Genomic DNA, 23,508 nt, shown 5'->3' with positions numbered 1-23,508 from the left:
GCTCTGAATTCTTTGTAGAATTGATATGCTGCGTAAATCCGCCGATTGAACCAATCTTTATCTTAATAAAGAATGGTGGGTCATGATGGACTTGAACCATCGACCAATGGATTAAAAGTCCACTGCTCTACCAACTGAGCTAATGACCCGCTCTTTTTGCCGCATTTTGAGTGGGGTAACCATTCGTTTGCTGCGGGCGCTTATAATACTTATTTATAAAATGAGTGCAACCGAAAATGTCTCTTTTTTTCAGTTTTTATGCCTAGGTGAGCAAAATTAAAGCGTTTGTGCTCAAACTACATGCAAATACAAGATTCGCCGAGTATTTCTATGTAGTTTGAGCTTTAAATACACCGCTTAAATGCGTCCTAATTAGCTAAACGCTCGGTTGCAAGTTTTGCAGCAGTTGTACTTGGATATTGGTTAATTAGATCACCCAATATTTTTTGTGCCTCTTGGTTTCGGCCTTGCTCTTGTAAAAGCGTGCCTAATTTTAACATGGCATCTGGTCGTTTATTTGAGTTAGGAAACTCATTAACCACCACTTTAAAATGCTCACTTGCTTTTACACCATCATTTTTGATGGTCAGCAACTGCCCAAGCCAATAATGTGCATTAGAGGCATACACAGAATTAGGATAGGTTGTTAAAAATGTTTGAAACTCAGGAATAGCTTGGTCGTAGCGTTTATCTTTCATTATTAGCGCCACTGCACGCTCATACGCTTCGTTTTCAGATAAGTCACTGCTATAGGTTTGTGCATCACTCGATTGCGTGTAATCGGTTGCAGGCGCAGCAGCGGGTTGTGTATACGCTTGGCTTACGCGGTTTTCTATTTCTTGATAAAGCTCACGCTGGCGCTGAAGTACTTTTTCAAGTTTATAACTTTGCTCTTCAGTAACACCGCGAATTTGACTTACTTCATCTTGAAGTAGATTAAGTTGTTGCTGTAATTCAACTTGTAATAAGTTTCGCGACTGCATCATGTTTTCTAGTGACGCTAAACGCTTCTCTATGCTCGACTGTGAACTTGCAGCTTCTGAAACAGGAGCGGGAGCAGCCAAAACTTGGGTGCTCCCGCTCAATATCATGGCTGCCAAAATAATTTTCGGCTTCATAATATCTCTTATCTTAGTAAACTAGTACCGCACGGCGGTTTTTAGCGAAAGCTGACTCAGTGCGAGATTTAACCATTGGTTTCTCTTCACCGTAGCTAACTACTGACATTTGGCTAGCAGAAACACCTAAGCTTTGTAGGTATTTTTCTACAGCTTGGCCACGGTGCTCACCTAGTGCAATGTTGTACTCTGGCGTACCGCGCTCATCAGCGTGACCTTCAATTAATACTTTTACTGAAGGGTTTTGAACTAAAAACTCAGCATGTGCACGAAGTAATTCTGCGTACTTGTTCTCAACAGTTGCTTTGTCGAAGTCAAAGTAAATAATTTGCTCTTGACGAAGCGCTTCATACTTTTGACGAAGTTGCTCTTCTGCTTGTTGTTCAGGTGAAATTGTTGCTACTTCAACTGTATCCGTGTTTGTTGATTGCTCAACTGCACTTTGGTTTGATTGGTTAGCTGCGCCTTCATCAATATCTGAAGATGAGCTACAAGCGGCTAATGTCATTACTGGCACAGCGATTAGCAGGCCTTTAAGTACTTTGTTAAGTTGCATTGAGTAGATTCCTATTTTTGAGTAAACCAGCAAATATTACTGTAAATATGGCGACCAAGCTGGTGCCTTTACTTGTCCGTCTAGCACGGGTAAACGTGCTTTAAAGCGACCGTCCATCGATACCAGCGCGAGTACCTGTTTATTATTATGAAGCGTGCTATATATGATCATCGAGCCGTTTGGCGCTATGCTCGGTGATTCATCAAGGCGAGTTCGCGTTAATACTTGAAACGCGCCCGTAGCCAGCTCTTTCTTAGCAAGATGGTACTGCCCGTTGGTACGGTTAACCATCACTAATTCTTTACTGTCTGGCGTTATAGAACCCGCTAGGTTCATATCGCCGTCGAAGGTCAATCGTTGTGACCTACCAGTTCTTAAATTTAACTTATAAATCTGGGCATTACCACCCCTTTCAGATGTAAACACAATATCCTGGCCATTTGGATACCAAGATGGTTCAGTATCTATACTACGGTGGCGTGTAAGGCGTGTTTCTTTACGTGTTGCTAAATCTAAAACGTAAACTTCGGTTGCACCTGTTTTGTCTTTAGAAAGCACCAATAACATTTTTTTACCATCAGGAGAAAACTGCGGTGCACCATTAATACCACGGTAACTTGTGATCAGCTCACGCTTTCCTGAGTATAGGTCTTGAATGTAAATTTGGCTTTGGCGGTTTTCAAATGTTACATACGCAAGCTTAGTGCCATCTGGCGACCATGCTGGCGACATTAACGGCTCTTTTGAGCGCAATAACACCTGCTCGTTAAAACCATCGTAGTCAGCAACCACTAGCTGGTAAGGTTTTGGTTGATCTTCACGAACAATTACATAGGCAATTTTAGTTAAAAACGCGCCTTTTTCACCGGTTAGCTTTTCATATACTACATCGCTTATGCGGTGCGAGTAACGGCGAAAGCCACTTTCACTAATCACACTTTCGCGCGCTTCTAAAATATGGTCTTGGCTTTTTACAAGTTTACCGCTGCTCATCATCTGAGTTTGGCCACCGGTAATTTGCCCACGAATTACATCTACTAATTCGTAGCGTACTAAGTAGCGCCCATCAGTTTGTTGCTCTACTTCGCCTACCACAACTGCTTCTACACCTTGGTTTACCCATGCTGCATAGTCAATGTCGCTATCTTTATTAGGAAGCTGTGGCATTTGTGCTACATCTATCGGTTTAAACTTACCACTGCGCATTAAATCGGCAGCAATAACATCGCTCAATTTTTGTGGAATTGGGCCAACACCGTTGTATTTAAAAGGCACTATGGCAATAGGACGTGCGCCGTCTACACCTTCTGTTATTACAATTTCAAGTGCCGCATTCGCTACACCTTGAAATCCTAATAATATAACTACAAAGGCTATTTTAATTTTGCTGAACATATCATTCCTTTAAAATTCTGGCTTGATTGTTAAATTAATATTCTTAAGTTGCTCAAATACGTCTTTGTCTTTAGATACAGGTAATGTATCGGCCATGCGCACAGCTCTAAGTGCAGCTTCACACACTAGCTTATCACCCCCTAACGATTTAACTTGCGTTACTAAACCATTAAATCCAAGACGAATATTTACTCGACACTGTTGGTTTTTCATTTTTTCATCAATCAGTAAGTTTTGCTGAATGCGCGCCATAATTAAAGCACGGTACTTATCAACTTCGCTTACTACTTGCTGTTGGCGTATTTTACTACGTGCAGCCTGCTCTTTAGCAAGTTGTTCTTGTAACATTTGCTCTTGCAGCGCTTGCTGACGTTTACGCTCGGCTTCCTTTGCACGCTCTTTTGCTTCTGCTTCACGCTGTTTACGCTCAGCTTCGGCCTTTTTAAGTGCCTCTTCTTCTGCTTTACGTTTATCTGCAGCAGCTTTAGCGGCGTTTTCAGCCTCTTGCTTTTGTTTTTCGGCTTGTTTTGCTTTAGCACGCTCTTTTTGTTCAATTTCACGCGCTTTTTTAGCTTCAGCCTCAGCTTGTGCTTTTTCTTTCTCTTTTGCTTTGCGCTGTTGCTCTAGTTTTTTAATATTACGGGCTTCGGCTTCACGCTGTTTACGCGCATTAGCCGCTCTGCGCTCTAGGTCACGAATGCGTTTATCTTCAGCGCGCTTTTTGTCGTCTTCTTTTTTTTGCAATTCAGCAATTTTTTGCTCAACTTGTTTTTGATCAACGGTGACCGCCGAAACCGCATTATCAGGCTCAGGAATAGCCGAATTAAGCGTCACTTCCATCACTTTAGGCGCCGGAGCATGTATGTTTGCCGTTGCCCACAAAAAGCCTCCTAAACCTAAATGTAAAAGTACTGACTTGATTATAGAACTATTCATGTTACTACTGTGTCCCCTCAAAGGATTCTGTCATTAAACCCACAGATGGTACGCCAGCATTCTTTAAAAAGTCCATTAATAACAATACTTCTTGGTACGATACCTTACCCGAGCCTTTAATCATGACTGGTACATCAGGGTTTTTCATTAGCTGCAACTTAATAACCGCGGCCACATCAAGTGCTTCCATTGGCTCTTCAGGGTCGGTACCTATGCTTACATAGTACTTACCCGCAGAGTCGATAGAGGCAATAATGGGTGGCGTGTCTTTAGTATCAACTAAGTCCGACTCTTCCATTTTTGGTAAATCAACTTTCACACCGTGAGTAATAAGCGGTGCTGTTGCCATAAATATTATTAGTAATACCAACATTACATCAATGTAAGGTACTACATTAATTTCTGCGACCGGACGGCGCTTTTTACGCTGATACATTCGCTTTAGCCTCTATTTGGGTAGCTGCTTGACGGTGTAAAATATTGGCAAACTCTTCCATAAAGTTGATGTAGTGTGATTCTAGCTTTTCAACTTTATTGGCAAAGCGGTTGTACGCAATAACAGCTGGAATTGCCGCAAATAAACCCATTGCCGTTGCAATAAGTGCCTCAGCAATACCCGGTGCTACCATTTGTAATGTGGCTTGCTTCACTTCACCCAGCGCGATAAAGGCATTCATAATACCCCACACCGTACCGAATAAGCCGATATATGGGCTAATTGAGCCCACTGTCGCTAAAAACGATAAGCTCGATTCTAGTTTTTCGATTTCACGCGACAGGGCCACACGCATTGAGCGATGCGTACCTTCCATTACTATGCCAGCACTTTGAAAGGTGTTCTTTTTATGGCGTGCAAACTCTTTAAAGCCTGATGTAAACAACGCTTCAATACCATGAGATTGGCCGCTACGTGACGAAATTTCGTTGTATAGTTTACTTAAGTCGATACCTGACCAAAATTTTTGTTCGAATTTTTTTGCATCAGACAAGGCGTCGCTTATTGCTTTTTTACGTTGAAAAATAATTGCCCATGACATAACAGACATTGCTACTAGCGCTAGCATTACTAACTGCACAAGCAAACTGGCTTCTAGAATTAGATCTAAAAAATTAAGCCCTGATCCCACGTTAAACTCCTAAATAATTTCAAAAAACGTCAATTTGGTTATTTTGTGTAAATAAGACCATTGTAACGGCCATAAGTTGCATCTAGTGTATCGAGTCAAGGGTTTACTGACAACGATATTGCTATGAATTGGCAACAAAAAACGTTAAACATACGCTTAATCGCTTGTTTGTTTCTAAAACGCGACTATCGCGTTTAGTAAAACACAACTAAATACTATAAAAGTGCGTAAATATACGCAGTAAACTTAATAAAATGCACCGTTTATTCATAAAAATTGCATAAGCACGCAAAAGTAATTCATACCATTCTGTATGTACTAATATAACTAATACTGCAACAATACAGCTCAGACCAGTTATTTATTAATTTTCAGCCACTTATAATATTAACGAATAATTAACGCGCAAGTTATGAACAACAAAAAAATTCATCAGATTAGTTTTTCTTATCTGAAATTTTAAATTTTCTAGTTTGAACAAAAAATGCTTATTCCGTATCATTCTTCTATACCGAGCTGACGCATTGAATGAAACATGTTTCATTAAGCCAAGTTCTTAGTAATAGGATTTTTAATCGTATTACATTGTTTTACTCTTTTTGGATAAAACCTGATTAAGTAAAACGTAGTTCCCTGGATTACTTCCTTCAACTTGTTGTTTGCCCGCATTATATGCGGGCTTTTTTTTGCTTAAATTTTACTACCATGCTAACTGAGGTTTAATGTAAAAAACCGGATTTTAAGGTTGTAAAAAATAGCAAACATCTGCCGTAATATCTTTATTGGTACGCAGCATAGCCACGCCAGTCTTAACGTTAGGTGAATTACAAAATGATTTTAATTTTTTGATTACATTTGCAACAAGCTGAATGAAAGTTAACTAACTAATATATTTGTTACTAGGGCGTGTTGACCTTTGCGGGTTGAAATTTGTTCAATCTAGGGGCGATTAAATCGCGGCGCGAGGTTTGTAACCTAGTGGGCTCGATAACTGCTCCTGCGTTATTCTAATGACTTACATCCATGTAAGAATAAGTAAAAACCGAGCAAAGCTTCCGCGTCCTGCTCACGCCCCTTACCTACATCCATGTAGACAACAAAGAGTTTATCGCCCCTAGGCAGAACCCGAAGGGCAGCGCATGTTTGGCATTTATGCTGCGTTATCGCCTATTTATGGGGAATAACCACACTTCATAGGCTCTGCCTTGCCTAAAAACCAAACACACTGCTGCAAATTCAACCATCACAGCTCAACACGCCCTGATTAAATAGGAGGGTTGCCTATAGCTTTGCAGCTATAGGCTGGGTAAATAGGTTAGTTTTGTTTAGGGAGCAAACCAAAGTGGTGGTATGCATTGTCTGACACTATTCGCCCGCGCGGTGTACGTTGTATAAAACCTTGTTGGATTAAAAACGGTTCAATAACATCTTCAATGGTTTCTTTTTCTTCGCCTATTGCTGCGGCTAAGTTATCAAGTCCTACAGGCCCACCCATGAATTTTTCGATTATGGCAAGTAAGTATTTACGGTCCATGTAATCAAACCCACTTTTATCTACGTCAATCATATCTAACGCCTGCTCGGCAACCGAGGCATTGACGGTGCCATCAGATTTTACTTGTGTGTAATCGCGCACCCGGCGCAATAGGCGGTTAGCTATACGCGGTGTGCCTCGCGAGCGCTTTGCAATTTCGGTGGCACCATCATCGCACATTTGTAAATCTAAATAATGCGCGGAGCGCCCTACTATATATGATAAATCAGCAATAGAATAAAACTCTAAGCGCTGCACTATGCCAAAACGGTCTCTAAGCGGTGAGGTAAGTGACCCTGCACGTGTTGTTGCGCCAATAAGTGTAAATGGCGGTAAGTCTAATTTAATAGAGCGTGCTGCGGGGCCTTCCCCAATCATAATATCAAGTTGATAATCTTCCATTGCGGGGTAAAGTATTTCTTCAACTTGCGGGCTGAGTCTGTGTATTTCATCGATAAACAGCACATCGCCTTCTTCAAGGTTGGTAAGCAGTGCAGCAAGGTCGCCGGCTTTTTCAAGTACTGGGCCTGAAGTGGTTTTAATACTTACATTAAGCTCATTGGCAACAATATTAGCAAGCGTGGTTTTACCTAAGCCCGGCGGGCCAAATATTAATAGATGATCGAGCGCTTCACCACGGCTACGGGCAGCCTCTATAAATATTTCCATTTGCTGCTTAACATGCGGCTGACCTTTGTAGTCGGCTAAAAGCTTGGGCCTTATTGCGCGGTCTATGGTGTCTTCGTTGGTTTTTTCGCTCGCGTCAATTAAACGATCAGCTTCAATCATGGGTTACTCACAACATTGATTTTAAAGATTCTTTAATAAGAACCTCAGTAGACATATCGGGTTTACTTACCGATTTTACTGCTTTTTGCGCCTGTGGCAATTTATAACCAAGCGCGACAAGTGCCGATACGGCATCGTCTGCGGCATTATTGGCAATTGTTGCATCAGTGGCAGGCTCTATCACGGCGTTATCGCTAAATGGCGTAAATAAATCATTACCCCAATCTTTTAAGCGATCTTTCATTTCGAGCACTAAACGTTCAGCAGTTTTTTTACCCACACCCGGCAATTTAACCAGTGTTGTGGCGTCTTCGTTGTTTACGCAACTTACAAATTGTTGCGCCGACATGCCCGACAAAATAGCTAAGCCGAGTTTAGGCCCCACGCCATTTGCTTTTAACAACTCTCTAAACAGCGCTCGCTCGGTTTTATTATTAAAGCCAAATAGTAATTGTGCGTCTTCGCGTACTACAAAGTGTGTATACACTATAGTGTTTTCGCCAATATTGGGTAAGTCGTAAAAACAGGTCATGGGCATTTGTACTTCGTAGCCTACACCGCTTACTTCTAATAAAATTTCGGGCGGCTGCTTTTCAACTAAAATGCCATTTAAACGGCCAATCATATTTATTTCCTTAAACGTCCTCTAACGGTTTTACTTGCGCTACCCGCTAGTTTAATTAAATTTTGTTCTGAGTGAGCATGGCAAATTGCAATGGCAAGCGCATCGGCCGCATCGGCTTGTGGTGTGCCAGGTAATTTTAAAATATTTTTTACCATGTGTTGCACTTGCGACTTATCGGCGCCGCCATTACCAACCACGGCTTGCTTAATTTGCCGTGCTGAGTATTCAAATACGGGTAGTTCGGCCATAGAGGCTCCCACGATAGCGGCTCCTCGGGCTTGACCTAGCTTTAGCGCGGCATCCGGGTTGTGCGCCATAAATACTTTTTCTATGGCAAAGGTTTCGGGTGAGAACTGCTCTATTATTTGTGTGATCCCTTGGTAGATCATTTTTAATCGTATGGGAAACTCGTGCTCGGCTAATTTAATGCACCCGCTGCCTAAATAGGTAAATTTAGCACCTTGGTGAGCAACTACTCCATAACCCGTTAAACGTGAACCTGGGTCTATCCCTAAAATAATGGCCAAACAGCACACTCATTATTGTTATTTTTCAATAACGGTAATAATGCCAGAGTACTGTATAAATTACCAGTGGCACGTAAAAACAAAAACGCCCGTAACTTAGTACGGGCGTTTAGTGTTAAAAGTAAAGCTTATGCTAAAGCACGTACTAAGCCTTGGGTATTTTGTTTAAGTTTACGAGCAATCATAAAGTAGCCAAGCGTAGCAACAAACACCCCGCCTGAAACTGGCCCTATTAGCCATATTTCAGGGTGCAATTTACCGGCTAAGTCAAACATTTGCTGCTGAACTATTAGCAAAGCCACATCACTAAATAAAGCAGCTACAAACCCAGCTAAACCACCTAATAGTAAAAACTCATAAAGGGTCGCATTTTTTATTAACCGCCCTTTAGCGCCTAAAGTGCGTAGTATTACTATTTCTTGCATTCGCTCACCAAGGCTAGCTTGCACCTGCGATATAAGCACTAATGCACCACACAACACCACAATAGCAAGCACAAATCCAATAGCTAGCGACACCTGCTCAATGGTTGATTGAATTTGCTTTACAAAGTTATCTACATCGATGGCGGTAATGGTTGGATACGTGCGCAGTAACTGGCTAAACGCTTTCTTTTGCTCAGGCTCTATACGTACTGATGAAATATAGGTTGCCGGAAAATCTTTTAGCACGTCGGGGCTTAAAATAATAAAAAAGTTAGGTTTTAGCGTAGCCCAGTTTACTTTACGTACGCTAGTTATTTTAGCGTCAAAAGATTGCGCACCAATTAAAAATGTTAGCGTGTCGCCAATTTCTACATCTAGGCGCTCAAGCATTGATTCCTCAACCGAAGCCTCAGCCACTGCGCCTTCGCCAAACCACTGCCCTTGCACAATTTCGTTTTGAGCTGGCACATCATCAAGCCACGTTAGGTTAAGCTCTCTGCCAATGCCAGAACGTGCTTCTTCATCTTTTTTCTCGTTATCTTGCAACGACACTTTACGCGCAACAAGCTCACCATTTACCGCATTTACGCGCCCGCGAATGGTTGGGTAAAAATCAGATACTAAAATATCGTTTTCTGCGAGGTAATTATTTACAGGCTCAAGCTCGTTTTGCGTAATATTAACTAAAAATGCATTAGGGGCATCGGCGGGTAATTGAGACTGCCAATCTGAGATCATGTCGTTTTTAAGTACAATCAAAAACAACAGCAATTTTATCGCCAACGAAAAGCTAATAAGCTGCACCGCATTTACGTTTGCCCGCTTTTGAATAGAGGCAATAGCTAATGACCAGCTGTTGCCTGGCTTTAAGCCTAATTTACGGCCACCACCAAATATTAATTTTGAAATAACAAACAAAACCGCAATCAAAGCAAGTGTAGAGACAAACAAAATCAGTGTTATTTTAATGTTATTACTAAATAACCACATTAATAAAAACACCGTAAGCGCACTTAAACCTAAGTGCACACGGCTTACAGCTAGTCTATCGCCTAAGTTACGGCGCAAAACTCTAAGGGGTGGAATATCAAATAAATCAAGCAGTGGCTTAATAGAGAACATAACTGCACATATAACGCCTGTGCTAATGGCCACCACCCAAGGTTTAAAACCCGCTGCTGGTAAGCTCATATCCATGCTTTTTGCTAAATAACCAGTGGCAATTTCTTGCAAGCCGTAGCCTATAGCTAAGCCCACAATAACCGCTAAAGCACACACCATTAGTAAGTGCATAAAATATATTTTACGAATTAAGGCACGACTTCCGCCGAGTGTTTTCATCATTGCTACGGGGTCGTATTGGCGCTCACAATAACGCTTTGCCGACACAGCAATAGCGACCGTAGCCAAAATAATGCCCAGCAAACCGGCTAGTAATAAAAAGCTTTCTGCACGGTTTAAGCTATTTGATATAGGCGATTGCCTATCTTTTACGCCATACCAACGTTGGTTTTCAGCCATTTGCGGCTTTAACCATTCATAAAACCGCGTTATGTCGGCTTCATCACCTGCGTAAAGTTGGCGGTAGTTCACTCGGCTGCCAGGTTGAATAACCTCTGTTTTTGCAACATCAGCAATATTTATGAGTACTCTGCGACTACTCGAAAATACATTAAAAGGGGCATCTGGCTCTTCAACTACCACTTTTTCTACATTAAATACGGCAGCACCTAGCTCTACTTGGCTACCAATATCAATATTCAAGCTGTAAAAAACCGATTCACTGAGCCACACATTACCCGGCTTTGGCCCGCCCTGTGCTACTTGCGTTTCGCCAAGCAACGATGATTTAACTTTTAATTCGCCTTTTAATGGGTATTCGTTAGACGCTGCTTTTACCGAGGTAAACTGCATCTCGTCGTTGGCAAATAACATGGTATCAAAGTAGACCATTTGCGCAGTTTGTAAGTTTTCTTGTTTTGCTTTACTAATAAACGCCGTATCTAACTTGTGGGCGCTGGCCAACACTCTGTCAGCGGCAATAAACGCACTACTTTTTTGCGCAATGCTCTGCCCAATACGCTCAGTCACCATAGACAGTGTAAGCACTGTCAGTACCGCAAGCGCAATAGCGGCACTAATAACCGTGAGCTCGCCCCGGCGAAATTCACGGGCAAATAATTTAAGTGCTAACTTAGCCCACATTCGCTATGTCCTCTTTTGAGTTTTTAACTAACTGCCCTGCTTCAATTTGTACAATATGCTGACACTTTTGCGCAAGTGCTTCATCGTGGGTTACTAAAATGAGTGTGGTGCCGTGCTGCTGGTTTAATTCAAACAATAACGACTCCACCATTTTGCCATTTTTACTGTCTAAATTTGCAGAAGGCTCATCGGCAAATAAAATTTTAGGGGTGCCAATAAAAGCGCGAGCAATGGCGACACGCTGCTGCTCACCACCAGAGAGTTGCGATGGGTAATGATCAATACGATGACTCAGCCCCACTTTCTCTAATAATGCGAGGGCTTGCTCTTTAGCATCGCTTTCGCCTGCAAGCTCTGCCGGCAGCATCACGTTTTCAAGCGCGGTTAAGCTTTGTACCAACATAAAAGATTGAAATACAAAACCAACTTTTTCAGCACGCAGTGCCGCGCGTTGCTCTTCATCTAATTTATGTAGCGGCTCGCCATCAAGGGTAATTTCACCACTGCTGGCGGTATCTAGCCCCGCTAATAAACTTAATAACGTGGATTTTCCTGAGCCAGAGGTGCCAACAATAGCAACTGACTCGCCATGCTTGACATTAAAGCTGATGTCGCTGAGGATGGGCAACTCACCTTCGAAGGTAGAAACTACTTTAGACAAACCATTTACTTGAATAATATTTAATTGAGAAAGCGCTGACATATGACTCATTCAATCCTACGTTTTGTATTCGTTTTATTTTTAGTTATCAAACCACTTAGTGCGGCAGCCGACAACACGATTTTAATACTTGGAGACAGTTTAAGTGCAGCCTATGGCCTTAAACAAGAGCAAGGCTGGGTTAAATTGTTACAAGATAAATACGATGCAGAGCAGCGTAATATAGAGCTAATTAATGCCAGTATTAGTGGCGAAACTACCGGTGGCGCTTTACGTAGGCTAGATGCCTTACTCGAGCAATACCAACCAAGCCATGTACTTATTGAGCTTGGTGCTAATGATGGTTTGCGTGGTTTTCCGGTAACAAAAATGCAGGCCAACTTAACGGATTTAATCGAAAAAAGCCAAGCAGCAAATGCTATGGTATCGTTAATGGAAATATACATTCCACCAAACTACGGTCCCCGTTACAGCAAAATATTCACCGACAGTTTTACACAAGTAAGTGAAAAAACAAATGCTCATTTACTCAACTTTTTTATGCTTAATGTGGCAGATAAGCCAAACTTAATGCAAAGAGATCAATTACATCCCAATAAAGAAGCCCAACCGCTGATACGTGATGAAATGTACGACTCGATCAATCAATGGCTAAATAAAGATTAAGCTGTGTTGTTCTTTGGTGGTTGAGGGCTATACGCCCTTAACTAAAAAGTTTTTTAGCTCATTTGCACAATAAACACGCAAACAAACAATCACTTATTGATTTTTAATAAAATATACGTACTATTGCAAACAACGTCGGTATGTAGCGCAGCTTGGTAGCGCACTGTCATGGGGTGTCAGGGGTCGCAGGTTCAAATCCTGCCATACCGACCATTTAACCTCCTCTTTATTTCTTTTTCACTGTTATTTTTCTGTATTACCTTGTATACCTAGCATTAAATACTATGTGTTTAAGGATGACTTATGAAAAAGCGTATTGTGTTTACTCTGGTTTTATCTCTTTTTATTTCAAGCTTTGCGTTTGCTCATGGTAGTTTTCGGCTCAAAAACGGAAACCTACTGAGTGTAGGTAAAACTAAATCCGACATTGTAGCTGTGGCGGGCGCACCACTTTATAAAGATGTGCTTAATGAAGCTGTTGATATTGGTAATGGCGACAAATTAGTTAAAACAGAAGAGTTTACTTATAAGCTAAAAGGCTCAATTGGTGGGATGTACATTGTATTGATCCGTTTTGAAAATAATATTGTGACCAGTATTAGTTCAAAGCAAGTCGACAGGCTTTAAATATTTTAGAGTTAGTTTTAAGCGGTTAAAAGCGCCATACGGCGCTTTTTAGTCTTATTAGTGTGTACGCCCTACGCCGTTACGCACCATGTCTTTACCATTTTCAAATACCTCGGCTGTTATGCCACGCGCCAGTAATAACTGTTGTTTGTCGTCAAATACTGCAACAAAGTGGCTGCCGTCTTTATTACTTGTGGCCATACCTACACCAGCCACCCCTTTTAAACCTAGGCCGCCGTTTTCTACCATAACTAAAAAGTTCTCTAACTCTGCTAGGTTGTCGATTATGTCGTGCTCGTTATTCATAAATTGCTCTTTGTAAAATCTGCTCGTTAATACTTATGCGCTTAACCATCGAGCTAAGCGCATAGGTATAAATTTAATTGGCGTTATTTTAAAACCCATTTCACTAAACTTAAACCTTTATATTTGGGCTATGTGTGAAGCGCTTAATATTAAAAGCGCTCAAACTTGAGTGACATATTACTTACAGCGCAACCAAATGACTGTGTATTAACGCGGTAATAATGCGTATTGTTTGTTGCAGTTAAGTTTATTAAAAGGTCATCTTGTTGCCCTACCGCACTTTGCTCTTGGCTTAAACACATAGCTTGCGTAAGCGAGCGTAGTTTTGAATCGGTTAAAATATTGGCAAAACGCTGCACCGGTAAAGGGGGTATTTTAACAGGTGCTAATGCTTGGCTAATGGTACGCTCGCCAAGTTCAAACCCAGCATTAGTAATATCTATTACACTGCGAGCAGGCCAATACGAGTAGTTATAGCTGCTTGCTTTTTGCTGGGTACTTAAATGCGCAACGCCACTTTGCCCTATTACGGTCATTAAATTTCCTTTGTTGGATTTAATAACGACAAGGGCTGTGTTTTCATCAATACCAAAACCGTGCTTAATATCACCGTTTTTTTGCTTTGCGGTATTTAATGTATTGGCTAGGTTTAGCGTTTGATTTTGCTCACTAAAACGGGTGAATATGGGTCCATAGGTAAACGTATTTAACCCGTTAAGTGCATTAGGCTGTGGGGCAAGCTTTGCATTTAATACCGCTTCGCTTTGGTGCTGTGAGAGATAGACTTTTTCACTTTGTATTTTGCTTCCTGCACCTAGCCCTACAATAACAGGGCGAGTTTTAAGCGCGTTCGTCCAAGGGTAAGCAGTACTATTTTCATCATACAGTGCTTTTAATGCATTTTTAGCCGTACCGTCGCTAAATAAAACACCGGTGCTTGTGTTTATTAAATTAACTAACGCCTCAATCCCATTATTACAAAGAGTTTGCTCAGCCTTTGTAAGCTCTGGGTGTACATTACTGCGATTATACAGGTTCATTTGTGAATGGCGTAGCGCCGGTAAATCACTACAGGTATTGTTAGTAATTGCTTTAGCAAGTGCAGGTGTTAGCGGCAACCATTGACTGGTTATACCTTTTGGTAAAAGCGTTTTAAGCGCCTCTACTTGAGCGTATGGATCTCGTTGTGCTGCACTGATTATTAATAATGTGGGCGTTGGGTTAGCGACTTTTAAGCTACCCGTTATAAATTGCAATAAATCGTTGCTTTGTGGCTCAGCTTTTAAACTCGCTTGTGAGTGGGGTTGTTCGAGCATATCAAATACAAAATTAAATTCTTGCTTTGTAAGGTCGTTGAGTTGCTCGTTGTTTATATCTCGCCATTGCCAAAGTAACTCACTTTTAGACATTGCCTTTTCATTTTTGCTACTAAGCGTACGTAAGATACTTAATACGTTTGTTTGGTTAGTCGTATTGTTAGTAGGCCAATTTAGTTTTATTTGCGCAATGTTATCGTTGGTTACACTAAACACAGATTTATTTTGAGTACTGCAACCTAGCGTCGTTTTTTTACTACAACCATTAAGTGTACTTCCGGCTAAAATAAGGGTTTGATCTTGCTGTGCAGCTCCCTTAAATGAAAATAAAGTAAATAAAATAAATACAAAGCTCATTCGCTTAGTCAAAAAAGCACAAGTACGCATAACGCTCTCGAAGTAATCTAAATAGGCGTTAAGTTTAACAGCATGTAATGGCGGGCTAAATAGTAAATGTGGGTGCTCAATGATTGCTACACATGGCATTAGTGTATTAAGCAAGTTTACCCGGTAGTAAAAAAGGTGATGTGCACTTTTCGCAGTTAATACTCTTACATTTAACCATTAACCTTATTTATTTTACTGTTTACTCTGTTTTGCAAACAAACTAGAGGCTACATGAATAGGGTAATTGTCATTTATTAGCTCGCTAATGAATTCAGAACACCCAGATGGCGGAGCAATTAAATAGCTTTTATGCTTTGCGCGCGTGATCCCTACGTATAATAAACGTCGCTCCTCTGAATGGATAAAGGTATCTTGTGCGGGCAACAATGCTTCAACAAGTAAATTACCAGGGTTATTGCTTGGAAAACCTAACTTTCCTTGCTCAAAACCTATTATAATACAGTAATCGGCTTCGAGACCTTTTGAACCATGCAGTGTCCAAAAATGTAGTGGGTTAGCGTAGTTATTATCTGCTAAGTGCTGCTCTACCTCATTAAGCATAAACCGATAACGGCTCAATACGGCAATACTGGCCGTGCTATTATTTTTATTAATTGTGGCTATGGTTTGCTGCACTTTTAACGCTACTGACTTTTTACCTTGGTGTAAATCGTCCATAAGCACAACTTGAGGGCTACTTACTTGCGTATGCGTAGTGATGTGCTTTTTATATTGTTCAGGGTTTTGCATTACAAAGCGCCCCGCTACCTCACTAATACTGTTGTTATATCTAAACGTTTTTTGTAATACCGTGAGTGTGTGACTGCCTATTAAATCGTTAAACTGCGTGGTGAGCGCCAAATTACCGCCTGAAAACCGATAAATAGACTGCCAATCATCGCCAACCGCAGTAAAACAAGGTTGCGGGCCATAATGTATTAACGTATTTAAAAACGCCATGCGTGCGCATGAAATATCTTGAAATTCATCAACTAAAATATGGCGCCAAGGTACACTTACCTCCCCCAATTTAATCGCCTGAGTTGCGCTTGCAATCATGCCGTCAAAATCTATAGCGTCTTGCTCTTTTAATTTTTCATTGTATGCACGCTGCATTGCCACCAGCAATGTTGTATAACGTTTATGATTTATAATGCCACTTTTAGCTATTCGCGCTGCTATTTGAGAGTCAGATAGCTGTTCTCCCCTTATTGCGCTTAGGCAGTTTAAGTACTTATTTACATTTTGCTTTAACAGCCCTGTTGCAGATAAACGCTCGTACACTGCGTGGTTGTCTACAGGGTTAATGTTCACTTTATGTTTTTGTAGTTGTGCTTTTAAGCGCTGCTCAAGCTGACCATTTTGCCAGTTATAATGAAATGTTTGCACCAAGGTTTGACCATGTTTTTTATGGTGCGCCCGTACTGATTTAATATGTCCACTATTGTGCGATTTAATAATGTGCTGAGCTGAATTTCCTTGCCTATCTGTCGCAAAATGTACCAAATAAATGTTGTACTGAGGCAAGAAAAAATCGGCGGTGTCATCATTTTGGTAAGTGTGTTCAATACCATACATATATAGCCAATTAGCAATTAATAAGAGCTGATAACTGCTTACTTTTAACCCCGATAGTGTGTGATAGGTTTGTGCTTTTATGGCGGTTTTAGTTACGGCATTGAGGCTATCAGTAGGTTCATATAGGGTCTCAACAAAGGTTTTACAAAAACGAGGGTCTGTTTTTAAAGTGTTGCTAAGCCACTGAGTAAACCATTTATTAAGCGCCATAGCGTCACTTGCAAATGGCGATAAGCTAAGTGCTTTATTGTCGTTTTTAAGTAGCTTAAGCCCCAGCGCATGAAACGTTAAAATAGTAGGCGGCGTAACCTTTAAATTTGCGTGCTGCGCCCTTAAATTAAAGCGCTCAGTTAACTCGTTTGCCGCATTTTTATTATAAGCGAGTATCAGTATTTGCTCGGGCTTTACACCTTCATGAACTATTAAATCTAGAGCCTTTGCAACCATTACCGATGTTTTACCTGTGCCTGCGGCCGCTAACACCAAATTTTTATCGTTATTGCGTATAACGCCAAGGCGCTGCTCGCGTGTAAGCGGATTTGCTTCAACCACATTATAAAAATCGGCTCTTGCCGTAAGTGTTTTTTGCTCATAACTTTTACGCAACTGCTCTGTGGCGTGCGCTACTGTTGGTGAGCTACTTAAAATCGTTAAAAATTTAATATTAATGGCCGATAAATGCTGCTGCCACAGTGCTGGCAAAGCGTTGTACCGGTGTGCCAATGAAAACACCGCCGATTTAAGTAACGGCACATTTGAGTCACGAAGATACTCATTTGTTGCATAACGTTTTACAAGCGTTTTTGCTGTATTCACTTTTTCTTCTAGGTGATTGGCAAACTCGCTGTTTAGCTGCTCACTAAGCGTTTGAGCCTGCTGTTTATTTAAAAGGCTAATTACCGTTTTTGTACTATGGTTGAGGGTTATTTTCCCGCTAAATAGGCCTTTTTTAAATTGGGTAAAATTAGTAAAGTCGCTAATTAAATAGGCGCGTGAGGTATTATTTTTACAATGTATAACAAGTGAATTTTGCTTAATAGTAACGGTGCTAATACGCGTAAAAAAACGTCCTAACCAGCTTGGAGTGGCAATAAACTGCGCCATAAAACCTTGAATAAACTAAAATTAAAAACAAATTTTATCACAGTTTAAACTCCAAGGCGCGCCGCGCTTTAAAAGTGGCAGCCTGGTTAGCCAAAGCAAGTACAAATAAGCCTTATAAAAAGCCATATTACTGGGTGAATTGGGTGTTTATACTGCGGTAAATTCCTCCTAAAATAATAAACAGGCCTTAAGTATTTACTCTAAACAGGTGTTTAAATTTGCTTAAACTTTACGTTTGAATATTGAACAAATTGCACTATTGGTTTAATGTGAAGCTTTTATTAAACGAGAAATAATATGGATTTAACTAAGGAAGAGTTAAGTTTTATTTCGTCTGTTGTAGGCAGTAGCAAGGACAATACAAACGATAACTCGCAGCTTAGCTTAAGAACTACCTTACCTGATACACTTAAAGGTTTATTGTCTCACGCTAAGTTAACCATGTTAGCAGAGGTAGGCCATTATCAGTTGTGGTTTCCGCTTGAGTTTAAGCTCAATGATGACGGCTACTTAAACCCTGTACTGAGTGCGCCTGAGGTAATTGATACCGAAGGTGTAGACAGAAGCTGGCGTTATTCCGATCTGCATTTACAAAGCGAGCGCTTTTATGTGCTTTCGCTCTCTAGTAGTGGCGTACTATTAAAACCACGCGATCACCGTTACAGCCTTACCCATGCTCAACACATTACGTTTAAACTACCTAATAAGAAAAAAGTCACCCTACTTGTAGATTTAGTACGTAAAACTAATTTAGGTTATGCGGCCAAAATTGTCAGTATTAAAAGTGGCAAAGAAGCATTACGTGAATATTTATTCGAAAAACATAAACGCGAAAACGCCACCTTGTACGAAAACACAGCAGATGTAACCGAGCATTTTTAGTTGCAGCCTTGTAATTGCAGCGATAAGCTAGCGCCTTTATAAGCGACAAGTTTAAGGCACACAATGAGCGACACTTTATACCCTATCGGTACTCCTAATAAACCATGGGACGACTGTGATAAAGCAGCATGGTTACAACTTCAGCAAAAAAAGCGCGACTATAACCAACTTGTAGTAAGTAAAATTAACCAGCCTAATGAGTGTTTAGATGTAGAGCAGTATGGCGAGCTAAGCTATTCGCCGCTTAGCTTTGCACTTTATTTATTTAAAAGTAAAAATTGGCAAAGTGATCGCCCTACCGTGTTAATTACTGGAGGTGTGCATGGTTACGAAACAAGCGGTGTTATGGGTGCGCTGGCATTTGCTCAAACTGACGCTCAAGAATATATAAATAATTTTAACTTTATTATTGCCCCATGCATTAGCCCCTGGGGTTTTGAAACCATAAACCGCTGGAATCCAGACGCTATAGACCCAAATCGCTCTTTTTACGATAACAGCCCAGCCCAAGAGTCTGCAGCTATTATGAAATATGTAGCCTCACTTAATACTCAAATAGTTGCACATATAGATTTGCACGAAACCACCGATACAGACAACAGCGAGTTCAGACCGGCATTAGCAGCCCGCGATGGTAAAATTAACACCAACTGGAATATACCTGACGGATTTTATTTAGTGGCAGATAGCGAAAAACCAGCACCTGATTTTCAAAAAGCCATTTTAAATAGTGTTGAGAAAGTGACGCACATTGCACCAAGTGACGAGAACAATCAATTAATTGGTGTACCGCAGGAGCAATTTGGCGTTATAAATTACGCAGCACGGGAATTGGGCTTGTGCATGGGCTTTACTAATGCTCCTTATGTCACTACAACCGAAGTGTACCCTGATAGCCCAAGTGCTTCAGATGAGCAATGTACTCACGCACAAGTAGCTGTTATTACTGGTGCGTTAAATTATTTAAAGTCACTTTAGTGGCTTTTAATACCAATTTGCAATACTAGTTAATCATTTTACGGGGTCAACGTGTCGCTACAAACGTTAAAAAAAATTTCATTTACGACTATATTTATCAACACGTTTTTTTAGCTTCAAATTAGAGCACTTAATTAAGTGAATTGGTATAAGTTATAAACTAATTTAAATTAGGAGTCTGCAATGAAGTTTAAAAATAAGCATGCAGAGGTCACTTTATCCGTTGAGGGCAATATAGTGATTGCCCAATTTAGCGGAAATTTAGACCTAGAGCTATTGGCCAACTTTAAATCCGCCCTTTTTGATACCGTGGCTGAATTTGAAGGTAAGCAATGGGGTTACATAAGCGACTCATCGTGTGTACTTGCAGCTACACCCGATGCAGAGCAAGAAATGGTCGCCATAAGCACACATATGCAACAAACTAACTGCTTAATAAGTGCATTTGTCCTCACATCTCCTATCGCTATAAGCCAAATGCAGCGAATATTGCAAAACGCCAAACGCGAGGTTAACTTTGAAGAATGTTTGTTTAATAACCTTGATGAAGCAAAACGCTTTATTTCTTCGCATTTAAACAATGGCTTGAGCTAAATTAGCTCAAGCCTTGTACCAATCCGCAATAATACTTAATCATTTTAGGGGCTAAACGTGTCACTGTCTGCGTTAAAAAACTCTCACTTACAACTATGTGGATGGTAAAGGTAGAGCAATGCAGGAGTAATTGCCGAGACCAACTAAATAGCGAATTTTTTGCCGTGCTATCAACACGCCCTAGTTTTTATAAAACTGACTTGCTTTAGTAATTGCTATATCAGGGTTTTCTATGGCGGTAATAACAAAACTCACTGGCGTTACTTTTTTGGCAATATCGTAGCCATCGGCGGTGACTGTAACCGGAATTTTTTTCATCATTCCTGGCTGCACCAAAATAGAGCTTGGCGCGCTAAGCGTAGCTACAGTTAAGCCTTCAATGACTACGCCATAGTGCAACGGCTGCTGAGTTTTATTAATAATAGTGAGTGTGTATGGGTTTTCTACCAAGCCTTCATAATTTACACGGTATAAGGCATTTCTATCGCGCAGTACCGATGCCTCTATTGGCGTTCGCTGCAATACCCACGCAACCATAGAAATAATTAATACTCCTGTTAATACCCCATACCCCACTAATTTAAGCCTAAATGGGTTGGTTTTTTTACCTTCTAGCTGTTTTTCGCTGGCGTATTTAATTAACCCTTTTTGGTAGCCAAATTTATCCATGGTGTCATCACAGGCATCAATACATAAGCCACAATTTATACACTCGTATTGCAAGCCGTTGCGTATATCTATGCCTGCAGGGCATACCTCTACACACAAGTTACAATCAACACAGTCGCCTAAATTAAGTGCTTTAGGGTCTGCTTTACGTTTACGCGGGCCACGGTTTTCGCCGCGCTTAGCATCGTAGCTCACGATTAATGTATCTTTATCAAACATCACTGATTGGAAGCGAGAATACGGGCATGCCACGTTACACATTTTTTCGCGTAAAAAGCCGGCATTTCCATAAGTACAAAATGCAAATAAAAACACCCAAAAGTTGGTAATGCCCGACCACTGTAAGGTAAACATTTCAAGGTATAAACTTTTAGCGGGAATAAAATACGCCATAAACGACGTTGCAGTAAGCAGCGATATAACAAGCCACGCAGCGTGTTTGGTTATTTTTTTACGCCACTTTAGTGCACTCCATGGCGATTTATCTAACTTTATACGCTGATTACGCGTACCTTCTATACGTTGCTCAACCCAACTAAACATTAACATCCAGATTGTTTGCGGGCAGGTATACCCACACCACACGCGGCCAAGCCAATTCGTGACAAAAAACAAAGCAAACGCGCCTACCATAAATAGCAGTGCTAAAATCATAAAGTCTTGTGGCAGTAAGGTTAAACCAAAAATAGTAAACTTTTGCGTGGCTACATCAAGTAGTACAGCTTGTTCACCTTTGTATTGAATCCACGGAATGGCAATAAACATAAGCATAAGTAACCAGCCAAGGCTACGGCGTATTTGTTGGTAAAAGCCCTTTTGCTCACGAATATAAATAGGCCCTGGTGTGTTATAGGGCTTGATGATCATATCTTCTTCTTTAATATCAAACTTCATAGTAGCTACTTAATAGTGACGGTATCAATGCTACTTTTGCAACTTTCAGACCAAGCTGAAACTTTATTTAAATCATTGATATTAAATGAATTTATAAAAATAAGACAAAATAAATTCGCGATATTTAACGAATGGCGCGATATATCACGTATTTTTGCTTATTCCTAGTTTGCGCATTTTTGAGCGCAAAGTGCTCTCGGGCAGGCCTAATTTACAAGCGGCGCCTTTATCGCCCGATATTTGCCACTGTGATAATTCAAGCACCGCAATAATGTGCTGTTTTTGCGCCTCTGCAAGCGTAAGTGATGTATTTACAGCTGTGCTTTCATCGCCATGCAATGGCTGGCTCAGTTTAAGGACTGTATGTTTAGTTAAAATAGCTTCGCGCTCTAATACGTTTTGTAACTCGCGAATATTACCAGGCCAATCATAAGCTTGTAGTTGGCTAATCGCTTTTTTACTCACCCCTTTTATTTGCTTTGCTAAGCGTTTATTTAGTTGAGTAATTAAATTGGTGCATAAATAAGGAATGTCTTCTTTGCGCTCTTTAAGCGCTGGCACTTTAATAGGAAACACATTAAGGCGGTAATATAAATCAATTCGAAAGGTGCCTTTTTGCACCATTTGCCATAAGTCGCGATTGGTTGCTGCCAATACTCTAATATTTACCTTAAGCGTAGTACTGCCGCCAACCCGTTCAAACTCTTGCTCTTGTAATACCCGTAGCAATTTACTTTGCGCTTCTAATGGCAGCTCAGCAACTTCGTCTAAAAACAGCGTGCCTTTGTCGGCCAGTTCAAAGCGGCCTTTACGCCGCTCGTTTGCACCGGTAAACGCACCACGCTCGTGGCCAAATAATTCAGACTCCAACAAGCTTGGCGTAAACGCTGCGCAGTTCACTTTTATAAAAGCTTGATTACTGCGCTTACTTAACCGGTGTAAGTTACGCGCCACCAGCTCTTTGCCGGTTCCATTTTCACCTAAAATTAATACTGTGCTGTCGGTTTCGCTAACGAGTTTAATTTGCGCCAACATAGCTTGAAAAACATGGCTTTGGCCAACTAAGCCTGAGTCTTGCCAGTCTTCGTTAAGCTCTGCAATTAGGTAGTTATTTTCATCTTGCAGCTGCTCACTCAAATGCTTAACTTGCTCAAGCGCTTGCTTAAGCTCGTTTTGGGTTTGCTGCTGCGCCGATATATCGCGAAATACCGCGACTGCACCAATTAACTCACCCTGCCTGTAAACGGGGGTTGATGTGTATTCTACTGCAAACGAGGTGCCGTCTTTACGCCAGAATACTTCGTTTTTAACCTCGCGGCGTTTACCATCAAACATGGTGCAATATATTTGGCATTCATCGGCTGGATAAGGAGAGCCATCGGCGTGACTGTGATGATGATACTGATGTATTTTTTTACCCAATAACTCATCGGCTTTCCAGCCGGTCATGCGTTCAGCTGCTGGGTTTACAAACACCGCATTGCCCGATAAATCAAAGCCGTAAATGCCCTCTCCTACCGCATTAAGTAAAAGTTTGGGGTCATTTAAAAATTGTTTTATCATTGCATCATCCTCGCGAAATATCACGATTATTATGCCACAAAGTGAC

At 40.9% G+C, this 23,508-nt stretch carries 21 protein-coding genes and 2 tRNA genes; 6 read left to right on the top strand and 17 right to left on the bottom strand.

The window, feature by feature from the left end; all coding sequences use genetic code 11:
• Nucleotides 1–73: 73 nt before the first annotated feature.
• The 12 genes from WDB87_RS07510 to WDB87_RS07455 all read right to left on the bottom strand — a co-directional run bounded on the left by WDB87_RS07510 (nucleotide 74) and on the right by WDB87_RS07455 (nucleotide 11,940).
• Nucleotides 74–149 (bottom strand) — tRNA-Lys (locus tag WDB87_RS07510).
• Between the two features lie 219 nt (nucleotides 150–368).
• Nucleotides 369–1,118, bottom strand: coding sequence for a tol-pal system protein YbgF (ybgF, locus tag WDB87_RS07505; protein ID WP_337849489.1), 750 nt, complete (start codon nucleotides 1,116–1,118; stop codon nucleotides 369–371).
• Nucleotides 1,119–1,131: 13 nt separating this feature from the next.
• Nucleotides 1,132–1,674, bottom strand: a complete 543-nt coding sequence (gene pal / locus WDB87_RS07500; RefSeq protein WP_004587277.1) for a peptidoglycan-associated lipoprotein Pal — start codon at nucleotides 1,672–1,674, stop codon at nucleotides 1,132–1,134.
• A gap of 36 nt (nucleotides 1,675–1,710) precedes the next feature.
• Nucleotides 1,711–3,069, bottom strand: a complete 1,359-nt coding sequence (tolB, locus tag WDB87_RS07495) for a Tol-Pal system beta propeller repeat protein TolB (protein ID WP_337849488.1) — start codon at nucleotides 3,067–3,069, stop codon at nucleotides 1,711–1,713.
• 9 nt (nucleotides 3,070–3,078) lie between these two features.
• Nucleotides 3,079–4,005 carry a cell envelope integrity protein TolA gene (gene tolA, locus WDB87_RS07490; RefSeq protein ID WP_286246948.1) on the bottom strand — a complete coding sequence of 309 codons (927 nt, stop codon included), beginning with the start codon at nucleotides 4,003–4,005 and terminating at the stop codon, nucleotides 3,079–3,081.
• 4 nt (nucleotides 4,006–4,009) lie between these two features.
• On the bottom strand, nucleotides 4,010–4,441 hold the full coding sequence (gene tolR, locus WDB87_RS07485) for a protein TolR (protein ID WP_004587274.1): 432 nt from the start codon (nucleotides 4,439–4,441) through the stop codon (nucleotides 4,010–4,012).
• Nucleotides 4,428–5,132, bottom strand: a complete 705-nt coding sequence (tolQ, locus tag WDB87_RS07480; RefSeq protein WP_004587273.1) for a protein TolQ — start codon at nucleotides 5,130–5,132, stop codon at nucleotides 4,428–4,430. Before tolQ ends, tolR begins: the two co-directional genes overlap by 14 nt.
• 1,315 nt (nucleotides 5,133–6,447) lie before the next feature.
• Entirely contained in the window at nucleotides 6,448–7,455 is a 1,008-nt protein-coding gene (gene ruvB / locus WDB87_RS07475; protein WP_286246945.1) for a Holliday junction branch migration DNA helicase RuvB, read from the bottom strand.
• 7 nt (nucleotides 7,456–7,462) lie between these two features.
• Nucleotides 7,463–8,080 (bottom strand): Holliday junction branch migration protein RuvA, encoded by a 618-nt coding sequence (gene ruvA / locus WDB87_RS07470; protein ID WP_337849487.1) that lies wholly within the window; start codon nucleotides 8,078–8,080, stop codon nucleotides 7,463–7,465.
• A gap of 2 nt (nucleotides 8,081–8,082) precedes the next feature.
• Nucleotides 8,083–8,607, bottom strand: coding sequence for a crossover junction endodeoxyribonuclease RuvC (ruvC, locus tag WDB87_RS07465; RefSeq protein WP_055018724.1), 525 nt, complete (start codon nucleotides 8,605–8,607; stop codon nucleotides 8,083–8,085).
• A 128-nt stretch (nucleotides 8,608–8,735) separates the two neighbouring features.
• Entirely contained in the window at nucleotides 8,736–11,237 is a 2,502-nt protein-coding gene (locus tag WDB87_RS07460; protein WP_337849486.1) for an ABC transporter permease, read from the bottom strand.
• Nucleotides 11,227–11,940: an ABC transporter ATP-binding protein gene (locus tag WDB87_RS07455; RefSeq protein ID WP_337849605.1), complete on the bottom strand. Its 714-nt coding sequence runs from the start codon at nucleotides 11,938–11,940 to the stop codon at nucleotides 11,227–11,229. The genes WDB87_RS07460 and WDB87_RS07455 overlap by 11 nt, the downstream gene beginning before the upstream one ends.
• Between WDB87_RS07455 and WDB87_RS07450 the strand changes: the two genes are divergently transcribed.
• From WDB87_RS07450 to WDB87_RS07440, 3 genes are all read left to right on the top strand, one after another.
• A complete protein-coding gene (locus WDB87_RS07450; RefSeq protein WP_337849485.1) occupies nucleotides 11,941–12,564 on the top strand; it encodes an arylesterase in 624 nt (207 codons plus the stop codon).
• 136 nt (nucleotides 12,565–12,700) lie between these two features.
• Nucleotides 12,701–12,777 (top strand) — tRNA-Pro (locus WDB87_RS07445).
• Between the two features lie 90 nt (nucleotides 12,778–12,867).
• Nucleotides 12,868–13,191, top strand: coding sequence for a hypothetical protein (locus tag WDB87_RS07440; protein WP_337849484.1), 324 nt, complete (start codon nucleotides 12,868–12,870; stop codon nucleotides 13,189–13,191).
• Between the two features lie 57 nt (nucleotides 13,192–13,248).
• Here WDB87_RS07440 and WDB87_RS07435 read toward each other — a convergent pair whose 3' ends face one another.
• The 3 genes from WDB87_RS07435 to WDB87_RS07425 form a co-directional block, all read right to left on the bottom strand.
• Complete coding sequence (locus WDB87_RS07435; protein ID WP_286246911.1) at nucleotides 13,249–13,497, bottom strand: hypothetical protein; 249 nt, start codon at nucleotides 13,495–13,497, stop codon at nucleotides 13,249–13,251.
• A 149-nt stretch (nucleotides 13,498–13,646) separates the two neighbouring features.
• Complete coding sequence (locus WDB87_RS07430; protein ID WP_337849483.1) at nucleotides 13,647–15,314, bottom strand: cyanophycinase; 1,668 nt, start codon at nucleotides 15,312–15,314, stop codon at nucleotides 13,647–13,649.
• A 78-nt stretch (nucleotides 15,315–15,392) separates the two neighbouring features.
• Nucleotides 15,393–17,882 carry a UvrD-helicase domain-containing protein gene (locus WDB87_RS07425; RefSeq protein WP_337849482.1) on the bottom strand — a complete coding sequence of 830 codons (2,490 nt, stop codon included), beginning with the start codon at nucleotides 17,880–17,882 and terminating at the stop codon, nucleotides 15,393–15,395.
• A gap of 297 nt (nucleotides 17,883–18,179) precedes the next feature.
• Between WDB87_RS07425 and WDB87_RS07420 the strand changes: the two genes are divergently transcribed.
• From WDB87_RS07420 to WDB87_RS07410, 3 genes are all read left to right on the top strand, one after another.
• Complete coding sequence (locus WDB87_RS07420) at nucleotides 18,180–18,764, top strand: hypothetical protein (protein ID WP_286246906.1); 585 nt, start codon at nucleotides 18,180–18,182, stop codon at nucleotides 18,762–18,764.
• Nucleotides 18,765–18,827: 63 nt separating this feature from the next.
• Complete coding sequence (locus WDB87_RS07415) at nucleotides 18,828–19,742, top strand: M14 family metallopeptidase (RefSeq protein WP_337849481.1); 915 nt, start codon at nucleotides 18,828–18,830, stop codon at nucleotides 19,740–19,742.
• Between the two features lie 183 nt (nucleotides 19,743–19,925).
• Complete coding sequence (locus tag WDB87_RS07410; protein WP_337849480.1) at nucleotides 19,926–20,336, top strand: hypothetical protein; 411 nt, start codon at nucleotides 19,926–19,928, stop codon at nucleotides 20,334–20,336.
• A gap of 180 nt (nucleotides 20,337–20,516) precedes the next feature.
• Here the strand turns inward: WDB87_RS07410 and ccoG are convergent, their stop codons facing one another.
• Complete coding sequence (gene ccoG / locus WDB87_RS07405) at nucleotides 20,517–21,899, bottom strand: cytochrome c oxidase accessory protein CcoG (protein WP_337849479.1); 1,383 nt, start codon at nucleotides 21,897–21,899, stop codon at nucleotides 20,517–20,519.
• 144 nt (nucleotides 21,900–22,043) lie between these two features.
• A complete protein-coding gene (locus WDB87_RS07400; RefSeq protein ID WP_286246899.1) occupies nucleotides 22,044–23,462 on the bottom strand; it encodes a sigma-54 interaction domain-containing protein in 1,419 nt (472 codons plus the stop codon).
• Between the last annotated feature and the right edge of the window lie 46 nt (nucleotides 23,463–23,508).

This window comes from Pseudoalteromonas sp. C12FD-1 (assembly GCF_037414265.1).
Taxonomy (GTDB): Bacteria; Pseudomonadota; Gammaproteobacteria; order Enterobacterales; family Alteromonadaceae; genus Pseudoalteromonas.
This window is presented reverse-complemented; position numbering and strand designations above follow the sequence as displayed.

What these genes read in the sequence shown, in the direction of transcription:
- ybgF (WP_337849489.1), bottom strand. Translation starts at nt 1,118, where the DNA reads ATGAAGCCGAAAATTATTTTGGCAGCCATGATATTGAGCGGGAGCACC.
- pal (WP_004587277.1), bottom strand. Translation starts at nt 1,674, where the DNA reads ATGCAACTTAACAAAGTACTTAAAGGCCTGCTAATCGCTGTGCCAGTA.
- tolB (WP_337849488.1), bottom strand. Translation starts at nt 3,069, where the DNA reads ATGTTCAGCAAAATTAAAATAGCCTTTGTAGTTATATTATTAGGATTT.
- tolA (WP_286246948.1), bottom strand. Translation starts at nt 4,005, where the DNA reads ATGAATAGTTCTATAATCAAGTCAGTACTTTTACATTTAGGTTTAGGA.
- tolR (WP_004587274.1), bottom strand. Translation starts at nt 4,441, where the DNA reads ATGTATCAGCGTAAAAAGCGCCGTCCGGTCGCAGAAATTAATGTAGTA.
- ruvB (WP_286246945.1), bottom strand. Translation starts at nt 7,455, where the DNA reads ATGATTGAAGCTGATCGTTTAATTGACGCGAGCGAAAAAACCAACGAA.
- ruvA (WP_337849487.1), bottom strand. Translation starts at nt 8,080, where the DNA reads ATGATTGGCCGTTTAAATGGCATTTTAGTTGAAAAGCAGCCGCCCGAA.
- WDB87_RS07460 (WP_337849486.1), bottom strand. Translation starts at nt 11,237, where the DNA reads ATGTGGGCTAAGTTAGCACTTAAATTATTTGCCCGTGAATTTCGCCGG.
- WDB87_RS07455 (WP_337849605.1), bottom strand. Translation starts at nt 11,940, where the DNA reads ATGTCAGCGCTTTCTCAATTAAATATTATTCAAGTAAATGGTTTGTCT.
- WDB87_RS07450 (WP_337849485.1), top strand. Translation starts at nt 11,941, where the DNA reads ATGACTCATTCAATCCTACGTTTTGTATTCGTTTTATTTTTAGTTATC.
- WDB87_RS07440 (WP_337849484.1), top strand. Translation starts at nt 12,868, where the DNA reads ATGAAAAAGCGTATTGTGTTTACTCTGGTTTTATCTCTTTTTATTTCA.
- WDB87_RS07435 (WP_286246911.1), bottom strand. Translation starts at nt 13,497, where the DNA reads ATGAATAACGAGCACGACATAATCGACAACCTAGCAGAGTTAGAGAAC.
- WDB87_RS07425 (WP_337849482.1), bottom strand. Translation starts at nt 17,882, where the DNA reads ATGGCGCAGTTTATTGCCACTCCAAGCTGGTTAGGACGTTTTTTTACG.
- WDB87_RS07420 (WP_286246906.1), top strand. Translation starts at nt 18,180, where the DNA reads ATGGATTTAACTAAGGAAGAGTTAAGTTTTATTTCGTCTGTTGTAGGC.
- WDB87_RS07415 (WP_337849481.1), top strand. Translation starts at nt 18,828, where the DNA reads ATGAGCGACACTTTATACCCTATCGGTACTCCTAATAAACCATGGGAC.
- WDB87_RS07410 (WP_337849480.1), top strand. Translation starts at nt 19,926, where the DNA reads ATGAAGTTTAAAAATAAGCATGCAGAGGTCACTTTATCCGTTGAGGGC.
- ccoG (WP_337849479.1), bottom strand. Translation starts at nt 21,899, where the DNA reads ATGAAGTTTGATATTAAAGAAGAAGATATGATCATCAAGCCCTATAAC.
- WDB87_RS07400 (WP_286246899.1), bottom strand. Translation starts at nt 23,462, where the DNA reads ATGATAAAACAATTTTTAAATGACCCCAAACTTTTACTTAATGCGGTA.